At 33.9% G+C, this 15238-nt stretch carries 9 protein-coding genes and 1 tRNA gene; 4 read left to right on the top strand and 6 right to left on the bottom strand.

Annotated features, from left to right (window positions below; translation table 11 throughout):
- Positions 1 to 405: 405 nt before the first annotated feature.
- Positions 406 to 2286, bottom strand: a complete 1881-nt coding sequence (locus ASC84_RS18170; RefSeq protein WP_004718533.1) for a potassium transporter Kup — start codon at positions 2284 to 2286, stop codon at positions 406 to 408.
- A 121-nt stretch (positions 2287 to 2407) separates the two neighbouring features.
- Between ASC84_RS18170 and ASC84_RS18165 the strand changes: the two genes are divergently transcribed.
- The 4 genes from ASC84_RS18165 to ASC84_RS18150 all read left to right on the top strand — a co-directional run bounded on the left by ASC84_RS18165 (position 2408) and on the right by ASC84_RS18150 (position 8324).
- Positions 2408 to 2498, top strand: a tRNA-Ser gene (locus ASC84_RS18165).
- A gap of 181 nt (positions 2499 to 2679) precedes the next feature.
- On the top strand, positions 2680 to 3861 hold the full coding sequence (locus ASC84_RS18160) for an integrase arm-type DNA-binding domain-containing protein (RefSeq protein WP_056517298.1): 1182 nt from the start codon (positions 2680 to 2682) through the stop codon (positions 3859 to 3861).
- Between the two features lie 98 nt (positions 3862 to 3959).
- Complete coding sequence (locus tag ASC84_RS18155) at positions 3960 to 6389, top strand: sensor histidine kinase (protein ID WP_056517295.1); 2430 nt, start codon at positions 3960 to 3962, stop codon at positions 6387 to 6389.
- A gap of 3 nt (positions 6390 to 6392) precedes the next feature.
- Positions 6393 to 8324, top strand: coding sequence for a hypothetical protein (locus ASC84_RS18150; RefSeq protein WP_056517293.1), 1932 nt, complete (start codon positions 6393 to 6395; stop codon positions 8322 to 8324).
- Here the strand turns inward: ASC84_RS18150 and ASC84_RS18145 are convergent.
- The 5 genes from ASC84_RS18145 to ASC84_RS18125 form a co-directional block, all read right to left on the bottom strand.
- Entirely contained in the window at positions 8315 to 9157 is an 843-nt protein-coding gene (locus tag ASC84_RS18145) for a phosphoadenosine phosphosulfate reductase family protein (protein ID WP_056517291.1), read from the bottom strand. The two genes, ASC84_RS18150 and ASC84_RS18145, sit on opposite strands and share 10 nt — an antisense overlap.
- Position 9158: 1 nt before the next feature.
- Positions 9159 to 12455, bottom strand: a complete 3297-nt coding sequence (locus tag ASC84_RS18140; protein ID WP_155860359.1) for a hypothetical protein — start codon at positions 12453 to 12455, stop codon at positions 9159 to 9161.
- Positions 12448 to 13395: a DUF4007 family protein gene (locus ASC84_RS18135; RefSeq protein WP_056517284.1), complete on the bottom strand. Its 948-nt coding sequence runs from the start codon at positions 13393 to 13395 to the stop codon at positions 12448 to 12450. Before ASC84_RS18135 ends, ASC84_RS18140 begins: the two co-directional genes overlap by 8 nt.
- Positions 13396 to 13856: 461 nt before the next feature.
- Entirely contained in the window at positions 13857 to 14084 is a 228-nt protein-coding gene (locus ASC84_RS18130; RefSeq protein ID WP_056517283.1) for an AlpA family transcriptional regulator, read from the bottom strand.
- Between the two features lie 88 nt (positions 14085 to 14172).
- Positions 14173 to 15102 carry a hypothetical protein gene (locus ASC84_RS18125; protein WP_056517279.1) on the bottom strand — a complete coding sequence of 310 codons (930 nt, stop codon included), beginning with the start codon at positions 15100 to 15102 and terminating at the stop codon, positions 14173 to 14175.
- Between the last annotated feature and the right edge of the window lie 136 nt (positions 15103 to 15238).

Below are 15238 nucleotides of genomic sequence, written 5' to 3'. Positions count from 1 at the left end.
ATTTATTGTTTATTTCACAAAAAATGCTAGAAAATCAAATATCTTACAGATGCTTTATCGCACTTGTGCTCATGATTATGTCATGTTGCGCAGTGTTGTTCGACAGCCTTGCGACACAGTTTGTCGTATGAAATCGTTTTATACTGATGTATCACGATTAGCTAGGGAGAATTGAATAATAAAACGATTCAAACTCAGCATTCTAAAGGGTTTGATACTGTCTCAGTGCAGTATCAGCCTATCTACTTTTACGGGATCAAGAATACCGAAGATAAGAATTCGTATTTTCAGGATTTAGAGAAAAAATCTTTACTAAAGATGAAGTGAATCAATGTAATACATCAGACATAAAACCCATGAGCAAAAAAAAGCCAGAATGACTTCTGGCCTTTGATTGATATGAATTTAGATTTCGATCTGGCTACCCATTTCCACCACACGGTTTGGCGGGATTTGATAGAAATCACTCACTGGACTGGTATTACGTTGCATCGAAATAAACAGTTTTTCACGCCATGGTGCCATTCCATCACCCACGGTATGAATCAAACGATCACGTGAGATGAAGAAACTGATATGCATCATGTCAAATTCAACTTCGAGTTGCTTATAAGCCAATTCTAGTGCATTTGGAATATCAGGTTGATCCTTAAAGCCATAGTAAACAAAAACACGTTGGAAGCGCTTATCTAACACTTCAACACGAATTCTTTCTTGGTCTGGTACATACGGAACATCACGAGTAATCACCGTCACCATAATATTGCGTTCATGCAGGACTTTATTGTGCTTGATATTGTGCAACATCGCATGTGGAACAATATTTGGATTACCGGTTAAGAATACCGCTTGACCAGGTACAAACTGTGTTTCATCACTCAAACTGACACTTTTAATAAACAGATCCAACGGCAAGGCATCTTTTTCCAAACGGTTAAAGACAATTTCTCGCCCAGTTTTCCACGTCATCAGAATAGTAAATACGATTGCACCGATCAGGATCGGAACCCATCCGCCTGAAATGATTTTTAATGAGGTTGACCCAATAAAAATACTATCAATCACTAAAAATGGGATGGCGAACAATGCCACTTTCCACTTTGGCCAACGCCAAAAACCATATGCCAAGATTGAAATCAAAATCGTATCGCATAGCATGGTCATGGTGACCGCTACACCATAAGCATTGGCAAGATTGGCACTGTTTTGGAAAATCACAATCAACAAAAGAATCGAGACGTAGAGTATCCAGTTGATAAAAGGCAAATAAATCTGACCTTGTTCCACATCAGAAGTGTGATGCACGGTTAATCTTGGCAAATAGCGCAGCTGAATGGCTTGGTTTGCCATTGAAAACACACCTGTAATCACCGCTTGTGAAGCAATTACCGCTGCCGCAGTGGCTAGGGCAATCATGGGGTATAAGCCCCATTCAGGTACAAGCAAATAGAATGGGTTTTCAATCGCGCTTGGATTACGTAGTAATAATGCACCTTGCCCTGCATAATTTAATAACAAACAAGGTAGCACAATGATAAACCAGCCTAAACGAATCGGCAGTCGTCCAAAATGCCCCATATCTGCATAGAGTGCTTCACCACCCGTAACCGTCAAAATCACCGCACCCATGGTTAAAAACGCCACAAAGGGTTGATGAAAAATAAAGTTCAGCGCCCAATGTGGACTGAGCATGCTTAAGACATAGGGGGTTTGGCTAATACTATGAATACCGATTAAACCGATAGAGGCAAACCAAGTTAAGGTGATTGGACCAAAAAACTTGCCCATGGTTCCCGTACCATGTCTTTGTACCAGAAACAGTGCGGTAAGAATGCCAATTGCCAAAGGCATCAGCCATTTATTAAACATGGGTGTGGCAATACTCAGCCCTTCAATGGCTGAAAGCACTGAAATTGCTGGGGTAATAATACCATCACCAAAAAACAGCGATGCACCAATAAATCCCAAGGCAATTAAATAGATTTTGCGATTATCTGCGATACGATTAGATCGTAAGTTCAACGCCAGCAAGGACATGATACCACCCTCACCATTGTTATCTGCTCGCATGATAATGGTGACGTATTTAAAGCTGATGGTGAGCATCATGCACCAGAAAATCAGTGACAAGATCCCAAGCACGGTCGCTTCAGTGATGGCAATGTGTGCAGTCAGAAAACATTGGCGTAGGGCGTACAAGGGACTGGTTCCGATGTCTCCAAATACCACCCCTAATGCTGCGAGTGTGATCGCAGGTAACGCGGCTTTTTTTGCAGTACTTTGCATAGATTCGTCTTCAAAAATTTAGACACTATTTTTGCGCAATCATATCACTGTGAAATTTTTTTTGCTCTAAATCAATTGTTGCTTGGCAGAAATCTTTTTTTTGGTTATTATCCCACGCCTTGGTGAAGTGTCCGAGTGGCTTAAGGAGCACGCCTGGAAAGTGTGTATACGTTTATAGCGTATCGAGGGTTCGAATCCCTCTTTCACCGCCATTTTCAATTCTTACAATATCTTATGATGTCTTTAAAAGCTTAAATCCAAAGGGTTTAGGCTTTTTTTATATCTGATACGATCTACTTTATCTGTTGCAAGCTTGATGTGATTGGGGGTATAACTGGGGGTATACTAAATTACCCCCAAAATTATACCCCCATATTCTATGGAAACATTACAATGCTTACAGATGCTCAAATCAGAAAAATAAAGCCATTAGAAAAGAAAACTAAATACGCTGATGAAAAAGGCATGTATCTAGAGGTGACCCCTTCTGGAGGAATGCATTGGCGTATGAAATTTCGTTTAAATGGAAAAGAGAATATCTTCAGTATTGGTACATACCCAGAAACAACGCTCGCCCAAGCTCGCCGTGCCAGAGATGAAGCTCGATTGAAATTGAAAGATGGAATTAGTCCCAACGAAGCGAAGAAACAAAAAAAATTACAAGCAGATGAAAATACGCTTTTTAAAACACTTGCTATGGAATGGATGGAAGACCGTAAAGCCGTCATAAAAGAAACAACTTACTTACGAGATCTGTCTGTATTTGAAAAAGATCTCTTCCCTGCTTTAGGTCATATGCCAATTGATCAAATTAAAGGTAAAGATGTACTTGCATGTGCTAAAAAAATTGAGGCTCGTGGTGCTCAGGAAATGGCTAAGCGTTCAATCCCTTTAGCTGGACGTATTTTCCGTTTTGCAATCCGTAAAGGGCTGATTGAGAATGATCCAACGCCACATCTTCAAGAAGCTCTAAAGCCTCGTAAAGTGAAGCATATGGCTCGGCTGGATATTTCTGAGTTCCCACCTTTTCTTGAGCGTATGGATCGTTATCATGGCAATCCAATGATCAAGACTGCCATTCAGTTAATGACCTTAACATTTGTGCGTACTGCTGAACTGAGAATGATGGAGTGGAATGAGATTGATTTTGATAATCATTTATGGAGAATTCCTGCTGATAAAATGAAAATGGCTCAACCGCATATTGTTCCATTATCACAACAGGCAATTGAACTGATTGAAGGATTACGTCCACTGACAGGGAATAAACAGTACGTTTTTTATAATCACAGTACTGCTAAGCCGATGAGTAGCAATGCCTTACTCTGTGTAATTCGAACAATGGGTTATAACGGAAAAATGACTGGACATGGTTTTCGTGGACTTGCTTCCACTACCCTACATGAGAAAGGCTATATGCATGATGCGATTGAAATTCAATTAGCCCACACCGTTGGCAATTCTGTTTCGCAGGCTTACAATCATGCACAACACTTAGAATATCGAATAAAGATGATGCAGGAGTGGTCTGATTTTATTGATGGGTTGAGACAAAATCACAAGTACTTATTTTAGCAAATGTACTTGTGATATGGCTGACTATTAAACATTCTAATAAAATATTTGATATGATGCTTAAATTTAAACACATATAAAATAATAGGAAATTATTTATGGCTATTACTTTTAAGATAGCAGCAAGAACTCTAAGACATCTTGGAGCTGAGCTTATTACATCAGAAGAAATGGCTCTTAATGAATTAATGAAAAACTCTTTCGATGCAGGTTCACCACGTGTAAAAATTGAAATAAATTATCCTGTTGATATTGACTTACTCGAAACCTCATTAAATCAATTCATCAATAATGAAATAACAAAATCTGAGTTAATGATTACACTAAATGAGGATAGTAAAAATTATCATCATGAATCTAAGCCTTGTAAAGATTTTTTGAATAGACTTGAACGATTGCTTGAACAAATTAATACATCAAATATAGGAAAGGCTCTCTTAAGATTAAAAAAAGAATTCAATATAAAGGTTATTGATACTGGTCACGGTATGTCTCAAAAAAATTTAGAGAATGTATTTATGACTATTGGCGTTGGTTCGAAACTCAATATCGAAAAAAATGGTAATAGAGTACTTTTAGGAGAAAAAGGAATAGGGCGACTTTCAATGATGAAGTTAGGGAACAAAGCCGTAGTTAAATCAAAAAATATTACAGAAAAAACAGCCCATCAGATATTTTTTGACTGGAATCTATTTGATGATCCTAATTTATATCTTGACGAAATTGAACTTTTATCAGAAGAAACGGAGTTAGAAGCCACAAATGGCACACAAATTATTATTTATGATTTAACAAGCAAATGGACATTATTAAAAACCAAAAAATTTGTAAAAGAGTATATTCAACGTTTAAAAAATCCATTTAATAGTAATCCAAAAGACTTCCCAATAGATATATTACAAAATGGAAAAAGAATACCAATCGAAGTAATTCCAAGTTGGTTAACAAGTGCTGCAAATTTTGAAGCAGATTATGAGTTCTCACCAACTGTAAAAGATGATGGATTTTCCTTGAAAGGATACATTACATGGCAAGAATCATCTCAGTCAAAAGAGCAAAGAAGCTGGACACTGAAAGAAGTAATCCATAGACTAGATCATACAAAGCAAAAACAGGAGATAGCTGAGCAGATTATTGACTCACCAAATCAAAAAATAGAGAAAAAAGAAAAAATCATAACTACATCTGAGAGCTATGAAAGGCTCAAAGAACAACTAAAAAAATTAGGACCTTTAAATATTAAAGCCTACTGGTATAATCGAAATGATTTTAGGAAAACTATTGGATATAAGCCAAACTGGAAAAAAGAATTGGATTATTGGGTTGGAGGATTTGGTATTTATCGTGATGGGTTTAGAGTAGGTTTTACAGGTGGTCTAAATGATGACTGGTTAGCTATGGATAGCAAAGCTTTAAAAAGTACTGGATATACATTTAACCGTTATCAAACTATTGGTGTTGTAGAAATCTCTAAATTAACTAACCCTTACTTAAAAGATGCAGCAAATAGACAAACCTTAATTGAAAATAATGAATTAAATTTATTAAAGAACATAATGATAGACATCATTATAGACGATATAAAATATAGAATAAATGAACATAAATCTCTCCAAGAGAAAATCAATAAGTCTGATTTAATAGCATCTATTGATAAAGCAGACATGTCCTATATAAATGCCAACAAAGCTCTAAGCAGTATTAAAAACAACTTATCATTAGAAAAACAAAGCATATTAAATGAAGTCGAATTAGTTATGAAAAATCAAAATGAACTTATTAATACACTTAGAATAGAAATTGATGAAATTATGGAGAAAAATACAGATATTCTAGAATTAGCAGGCCTTGGTCAAATGGTTGATTTTATTGGTCATGAGTTAAAAAGATTAACTGGAAATACCTCTTCATTGCTTGATGAGCTTAAATATACTCATTATAGTGAAGAAAAAGTAAATCTTATTATAGATGAATTAAGAAAACAAATTACTGCAACACAAAAAAGAATTGATAGTATTAATGTTCATAGTCCCTCAACCCGACAAAGTCCAGAGAAATACAATATCGTAAATCAATTTAAGACTATCATAGAGTTGTACGAGTCAAAATTTAAAAGACACAATATTAAGGTATATTTCACAGTTGATGATGCTGAACCTAAAGATGAATTAAACGTAAAAATGGTACGTGGATTAGTGGCTCAAATCATTGAAAATTTGATCACCAATTCTGTTCATTGGTTAGATCAAGGAATTAAAGATGGGGAACGTGAGAAAAAAATAGAAATCGATATTGATAGCAAAGCAAAAACAATTTCTGTAAGAGATAATGGGCCGGGAATTGCGCCAGAGCATATTCATGAGATATTTAAAGCTTACTTCACTAATAGACCACTAGGAAAAGGGTTAGGGCTTTATATTGCCTCAGAAATAGCCTCCTATCACAAAGCCAAATTATATTTATTAAATGAGTTAGAATCAGATAATAGATTAAGAACATTTATTTTTGAACTACCATTAGGGAAATAACAAATGATTTCATCCTCCAATCCAATTAAGAAGAAAATTTTAGTAATCGATGATGAAATTAATGGACTTTCTTCCGAAGCAGCTTCACAGCTTTTTAATGATCTGTTCGCAGAACTAAATGATCCAACTAGTTTAATTTTAGAAGAAATTAATAATATTATTGAAAAAGATTTCAGTCATTTTAATCTTGAAGAAAATCCACACACCTCAACTAATTTCTTAAGAAATATTTTATTAAATTCTAATTTTTTTGAAAAGGCATCTGATGAACTACAATCACTCTTAACCCCTTTAAAGCAAAAAAATTCTCTCTTCTTCCAATTCAAAGAAATTATTAAAAAATCTTTCCCATCTCCTGAATATGAGATAACTTTTCTCGAGCATTCCAATGAGTCTTTTTCTCTAGATATATCAAGTTTTAGTTTAATAATTCTTGACTGGTATCTAGATGAAAGAACAACTAATGAAAGTTATATAAAAGAAAATTTATCAATAATTAAAGATTTACCTCCAATTATTCTATTAACATCTTACACCAAGATTAATACACCCGAAGAAAGATCAAGATTTTACAATACCACTAAAATCAGTGGTGCAGGGCTAGTAACTCTTACTAAAAACAAATTAATATCAGAGAATTTTGACTCATTTGGTTTATCTACAATCTCCTCAATCTTAATGAAACAAAGGTCCATTTCAAATGAAATTAGAATGTATATTAATGATTGGGAAAAAGCTTTAGAAAATGCTAAAAAAAGAACATTAGATACTCTTTGGCAATTAGATACTTATATTTTTAAAAGTATTCAAGAAGATGCAACAATAGATGGACAACCTTATCACGATCATTTCCACAATTTCATACAAAAGGAAAATTCTTGGCATATTGAAAAAGAATTGGATATTACTAATAGTATTGAGGGTCTAGGAAGTAAATTAGAAAAAATAGACTATTGCAACATTTTAACTCATAGTATTGATTCAAGCTCTTTCTTACTTCATCGAAATATGCTAAATCATCAATCATTTAAAGGTTATAATCATGATTTATCAATTCAATCTAAGAAAAAAGAGGAATTAAAAAATAGTATTCTTCATGATATACCTTTTGGAGCTGTTTTAAAATCGGGTCCGGTTAATACGCCATTAGATGAGGTATATATAAATATAACGCAACCATGCGATTTAAGTGATATTGTTCGCTCTCCCAAAAAAAGCATTCGCTCTATACAACTAATAAAAATGTCACCTGAAAAGAAATCTTTAAATCAATCATCAATTTTTGATACGTCTAATTATACAATTACCGATTTCTTTATTAATAATGATTACTATGATTTAAAGCCATTGCCTATGTCAATTATTAGCCTCAGCTTTGAGGATTTTTATGCGTTTTCATGTTCACATACGCTGAATGTTATTGGGGAAGTTCGTAATGATGTTGCTGTAGGACTTCAACAAAAGGCTGTTTCTTATTTAATTCGGCCAAGTCAACAGCGAACCCAAAGGCCTAGTATCAGTTCCGCCCAAATATTTTTAATCAAAAATCTTCCTACTGGAGGTTTTAATGCTGAAGGAAATCCATTATTTGCTAATACTTTTATTGAATATAATATACCAACCAATATAAGTGGTACTGAAGACCAAAACACTCGAAAGAAATTCATTCAACTTGTTAGTTCGGATCATTTTGAACTCACTGAATGGATTATCACGAATCTAATAAATCAAAATGTGCATAAAAGTGATTTAATAGATCTTCTCTCTAAAAGAAATGAAGTTAAAGATAAAGTACTTGATCAAAAAATAGGAAAATTAAGCATAAAATTTATTAAAATTCAGCAAGATAAAACGCCAAAACAGATAATCCAAGAACTAAATATTAACAAAAATAGTGAGTGCCTTTGTATCCTACACCAAGCTTATCACTTATGACAGACTAAACAAGCACCCCCCCCTTCATCCTCAAGATATAGCTCATCGATATCTACCATATCGATGAGCTGAGGACGTAAAGGGTTTACTTTCTTTTTAGTTTTCATTCTTATCTGTCTTTTCTCAAATTCAGCTTTTATTGCAGCTATACGTTCAGGTCTCTCTAAATCAACTAATGATTCGCCCTGAGTCCAAGTAAATGGAGACCCTGAGTCAATAGCCAATTTTTCATATGCTTTTGCTTCTTCAAAAGCTTCTGGATGAATTTCTCTTAAGCGTACCCATTCAATTTTTTGTTGAAAAAAGCAAAATGTACATCCACTTCTTGATCGCCAAGAATAATATTCTGGTAATCCTAATCCTACGTTTTCAAGAATTTCTATTACACTGGGTTTATCGATTCCATCTTCTCTAAATGGCAAAATAACCTTTAAATTTTTATGGTCAGAAATTAGCCCCGTACGATGCTCTTCATCAGCCCTAATGGCGACATAACTATAAACTTCATCTCCATTATCTAACCATGGTTTAATCCATTTCTTAAAGGGAGTTAGTTTTAATTGACGCGTACACCATCGAGTTTGTGCACTTGGTAAATAGTGATTGTATTGTTTTAACCAAAAATCAAAATCTCTATCACCATTAATGAATTCAATTTCCTGCCCCAAAACACCTTCAAGCCGATCTAAAAAAGCGTATACCTCTGGCAGCTCTTTACCTGTATCTGTAAAAAAATAACGAAGATTTATTTCAGGATGAAATTGGCTCATATACACAGCTAGAGCTGCACTATCTTTACCTCCAGACAATCCCAACACATGATACTCTGCCATTTTAAACTACCCTTTCATTTTGCTTTACATCATTAAGCAATTCACTACCAACCCTACTAATTGCAGCAAGCAATATTTCTTTTTTCAAGCTGCTTTCAGAAAATTGTTTATTCATTTTTTCAACAATTGTATCAATTTGGTTTATATCTTCTTTTGAAAAATCAACTATACCTGATACAGCTTGCCCATCTTGAGAAGCAAATGAAATTGAAATTGCATATCGACCATTATTTTGATTATCTTCTAAAGTAATAGTTTCATAACGTCTAAATGCTTCACTCCAAGACTTTAGCTGTAAAATAGCTAAGTCTATATCTTGATCGATCCAATCCTTACTTTGCTTCTTACTTGTTAAGCTAATTAAATTCTCAATCTCCCTTTGTGTACCATAATACTCAGAAAGACGTTTAATAAAGATATTCAATTTAGGATCAGCTTTAATCTTCAAAAGAGGCTGTGCCCTTGCTCTGAGGTTACTTAACTCACCAAAATGATCCAAGCTTTTTAAAAGATCAACCTCAATTTCATGAAGCTTATTTGGCCAAAAAAGTTCTAGCTCTTTTAGCCCATCTTTTAATAATGATGCTACTGCTGAAATATTTTTAACTTCAAAAGATTTAGGAATATCAATAAACAGTAAATCATAGGGATCTTTAGCCGCAAGCAATATGATTCTCAACTTTTTAGTTAATATATCTAAATCATTTGTCTTCCTTACAAAAGGGTGTAAAGAGAAAACTTTAGTTACTAACTCTTTAGCACAATCAAGTGGACTTAACTCTTGCTGCTGAGAATTATCACTTTCAGAAAAATCTTTTGAAATTGATTTAAGAAGCTCTCTCTGTTCTATATTTAACTCAACAAACCTAAATGCGAATAATTTTGGTTGTCTTAACCACTCTTCTACCAATACTTCATCAAGTTCCGTTACAAACATCCCTTCATGGTATAAGGCCAGTTTATCCTTATACGTCAAGAAAAAAGCTAAACTAAAAATTGATAGAAGTCCTTTCTTTATACCGAAAGGTGGTACTTTCCAAAAATTATAAATTTCTTCAATTGATATTGCTTGATTTGAATTTTTTAATAATCCTATTGTTTTATCCCATAAGAAAAAAATAGATGGGTTATCTTGTATGGAAGGTATTACAAATTTCCAAACACCACCTTCATCAACATGAATTTTCTGAGTCTTAATAACAGTTTTGTACAAACTTGCTGAAGCCGATGTACCCTCCAAGTGAAAATTCTCAGCATCATTTGCGAATAACATTGCTTTCATTAAATCTTTAATTGCTTTACTCGCTGGCACAGAGTAGGCATCACGATTCACTACTTCACTATGAACTACAGGCACATATGTGTAAACCCTATCAGCAACATCAGAAGCTAGCTTTGATAAATTCCCTTCATACTTGTTAGAATTACTATCAAACCAAATACTTTTATTAAACTCATTCTTAAATTTATTTGACAATATATTTCTTAATGAACTTAATCTAGCATCTACTTCTCTCAAAGCAATACTATCCGATTGAAGTTCAACTTTATTTTTCCTCAACCACTCTAGAGCTTTCAATTCTCTAAGCAAATCAATAACTTGATTTTCAAATTTTGCGATAGCAATTAAGTTACCTTCTCTTTCTTCTTTTGAAAACTTTATTGCCAACTTTAATGATTGCTCAGGTGTATAGTATTTATTAGGTAAGACTAAGATAAAGCTACCATCTTTCTTATTTTTATAAACCTCTCTCCTAAACTCTTTTAAATTATCTTCTAATATAATATTTTTACTCATCCATCGCATTGCTCCAGTTTCCCAATAGTGACGTGATGCGATGACAGGTACAGTATCCAAGAGAGCATCTAATTCATGAGAACTTATATCCCCTTGAAGAGCTAATACTTTATTTATTTCTTCATCAATATTAAAGTCACTACCTGCATAAATTCCCCAAGTATTTAAATGGCGTCTGAAAATTAATATAGACGCAGCTTCAAGTTTTTTTAATATTTCTAAAATTGAACTGTCTGAATGCTTAGGAAAACAAGTTTTTATAATTGACTGAGTGGATAGTATATTAACACCATCTTTTAACAGCCCTATGACAGATATTACTTTTACAACTCTCACATAGTCCAATGAAAATTGCGACTGTGTTCTTTCTATTGCATTGATATTCAGTGCCCATTTATGACCATCTGATGATGATAGGATCATCGGCTCTAAATTTGCATGTAAATAGTCCCAAAGCATATCTGGATAATAATAACTTTCTTCACTTACAGGTAGAGTTTGTAAAACATCACGAAACCCTAACATTTCATACGATGATAGAAAACTAAATATACTTCGTTCATTTTGCCCAAACTGTTTTCTTGAAAGTGAACTTAACAAACTGACAGTCACTGGATGTAACGGCCAACATTCATCAAAAATTTTAGTTTTATTTTCTAGCTTGGAAATATGATCAGCATTATAAGCAGCAATATAATTCTCTGATACTTTAAGTGTATTTTTAGGTTTATCAGTAATTAAAATAGCCTGACTAATTAAGTTTATATTTTCATCAACACTACTAACCAATGGCAAATCGCTATATCTACCTTGAACTTTAGCCCACTCTTGCTGTTTTACTAAACCAAGATGTCTTGCATACTCACCAAATGCTTGATGTAGAATACCAACAATAATTATTTTCTTTTTTGACCTTGCTGTTTTTTCTGCTAATTCTTGATAAAAACCAATATCTTGAGTGTGATAAGCATCATATTCTAAGAGTTTTCCTAACTCATCAATAATGAGAATACTACCCTCAATGTCATTTTGCTTCTCAATAAAATCTATATATAAATCAATCAAATTTGATCGATTTTTTATTTTTAAATTTGTTTCATTAGTTAACTTCTTTAAAACTGGCAAAAATATTTCTTCGATTGAAGCTCTTTTCCCTGTAATAGGGGTTACTAACCAAGGTTTATCCGAATAAAAAACAGAAGTCACTGAATCTAAATTTATTTTTTTATATAATTGCTTTCTAACCTCATCATTTCCACTAGCTAAACTTGCTAAAACCAAAGCTAACGATGATTTACCACTACCGTACGGACCAGTCCACGTAAAAGTACGTTGTTGAGTATTTGAAATTTGATTTGCCATAATGTCTAGAACATTAAGAGCAGAAGGTTGAATTATATACTCCTTGATCGAATCAAAATGACCAAAATCCAATTCTATATTTATAGATTTTATAAAGTTTCTATTGATAGAAACCACATCACTTAGATTTTTATTCACTAGCATATGCTGATCTCAACAAATTCATTTTAACTTCACCAATAGCTACTTCACTTTTAAGCTTTGTTATTTGTTTCAAACCAGAACTATCGGTCCATCCCAAATAACCATTTGAAATCTCCTCAATCCTAGAAAGTCGCTCATTAATCGAATATTCTGTTAATTTAAATACACGTCCAGGTGAACCATAATCATAGGTTATATTTTTAAAAGACAGTGTTGATTGTGAAGACTCATATCTCTTCTCTAGACTTTCCCAAAAATCCAAAATTGCAAAGCAAAATAGAAAGTCAGATAATGACTCGTGATATCCATAGTTAAACTGATATAAATTCTTATTTATTTTTTTGATTAAACCTAACTTAGATAAAAGAGATTCAATTCCATCTTCGGTCTCATTATCTGAAACATAACTTTTTAAGCACGTATCAATATCATTTTCTAACGTTTTTCTTGATCTAACATTTTCTGACTCTGATACAAGTTCTATAATTAAATCGATCACATCATCTTGAGAAAAATTATTACTATTTAAATAATTGAATAAAATATACCAAGTTGTTGAACGAATACTTTTCCCCGCCAGATACCAATGAATTAACCAAAAAGACGATTCATGTTCTAGAAAAGTATCTACCCCATCATTTTTATCAAAAAGAAAGATTCCAATTTCACCAAGTTTGAAGCCATTGGTTTCATCACTTTCTCTTATTATATCAGTAGCCAATGCCCAATGCTTAATTGAAGCTACCATATTTTTACCCACACCAAAACGCTCAACAGCATCACCTGATGAAAATACAGATTTTGAACACACCTGTTCTGAAGCATCTTGATGCAATTCTACTTGTGAATAAGCTTTTTTTAACCATAATTGTCTTAACGCAAAAGTTTCGTGACCAGAAAATATGAGCTTTATATCTGAAGGTAATTGAATCATATTACTCGCTGGTGGAAGTTACCAGTTATAAAAATAGACTGGTGAATTATACCAGCAATAAAATTTAAATGTCATATATCAAGAGATTTGCCTCTTTAAAATAAGGGAAATTAAAACAAACAGTTAGACATAAATAGTAAAAAAAAACTTACTTTCCCTCTATCCATACGACAATTTAAGACGCTCTAATTTTAAATTTTCAACATTACCACTAACCATACACTTTAACCTAGGAAGCTATATATTCAACAGAAGTTACCATAGACAAAAATCAAAGTTTTATACGGTACACAGTTGTTCTCCAAGTCTAACCCCATCTAATATTTTTTGATTTTTAATTTCTGAGGGTTTTATAGCTCACAAAATTTCACCATCATTAGATATCAAAATCTAAATTTTATATTAACAAAAGATAACCACCTATTTTTTAATAAAAAATAAGGGAGCTTTCGCTCCCACACTTATCGGCTTTGTATCTTACCTTCAATCCATTGATTAACCTCCCAAGCTACCCATCCAATACGTGATTCACTCAACCGCACAGGCTTTGGAAAAGTCGAATCGTAGTACTTTGAATCGGCATTGATCATTTCATAAATCTTTGCCCGACTAATGCTTGTGAACAGAATCACTTCTTTAATGTTAATAATTTGGTTCATTTGAAAAGTTTGCCCCGTGATCGCATTCATGACGTTTACTCCTAATCTGTAATGCGAGCGGTAAATCGCTCAAATGATTGAGCGACTCGTAAAAATTAACTTTCGCTTTGTCAATCATTCAAATCACTGAATGAACTGATTTCTGCAACCCCTGCTGAATATCTTGCACAAACCCTTCACCTTGATTGGGCTTAGCTTTAACTTTGGATTTCAACTTAGGTTGTGCTTGTTCAGACTCAGTAACTTCATCTGTATAAAACTCCTCCACCAAATCCAATCCTTCTTCAGAATTCACCTCAAATCTTGCATTACTAAAACACTGCCGTGCCATCTGATCTAAAGCATGTTGATTAAATCCAGAAGCTTTGCTTTGTTGATCTATATCCTTTGCCGTTTGAATGGCGTGTTGAAGATTGACACCATCACGTAAAGTTAAATCCACGTAATACACAGGTGTACGATAACTTTGTGTAGTAGACTTTCCTCTGAGGGTCAATTGCAAAGGCAAACATGACAGCAAGCCATTCGATGCAGCATGGTAATAACTCAGTCGTACTGCCAAAGTTCGAATACTGTTAAAACCTGTTGTCCTAAAAATAAATGTTCCAAGTTCATCCGATTCGCCTAAATTGACATGTAATCTTCCATATGGTTTACAGTTGCGTCCTTGTGCCAATGGGCATAAATCTGGTGATGGACATATGTGTTGTTCTAAGCCTTGATTGGTTTGCCTTTGACAGGTTTCACCATTGCCAATACATACAGGTCGTCCTGTTTGGCGATCAAATAAAGTGTACTCTGCTCTGAGATTAAGCTCAGGATCGTTAAAGATCATCCGTACTGGAATGGTGCGAAGTTTTTGATTGGGTGCTTTGGCTCGGAGTTGTTCATCAAGTGGGTGTTTAATCCAGCCTTCTTTGTCTTGGATTTGGCTGGTGATGGTGAATTGGTCATCCTTTTCAGGCAGTCGTTTTCCATTCTTTTCAACAATTTTACCAATGCTGATTCTGCCGAGTATAGGCGGTGTAATCGCTAAACCTTTAATCATGCTGCTGTCCTCTTCAGTTATTTTTTACCAATGTTCGGTTGATATGTAGAAATCAATCATTTTTCAGCGCAAATTCACCTATATTGGTTCTCTGTAAGTACTTCGGTGCTTACAGAGAACGGGGGTGTTTTTGCGA

The sequence above is a fragment of the Acinetobacter sp. Root1280 genome, from assembly GCF_001425285.1.
In the GTDB taxonomy this organism is placed as follows: domain Bacteria; phylum Pseudomonadota; class Gammaproteobacteria; order Pseudomonadales; family Moraxellaceae; genus Acinetobacter; species Acinetobacter guillouiae.
Note: the sequence above shows the minus strand (reverse complement) of the source record. Positions and strands in the feature narration are given on the sequence as shown.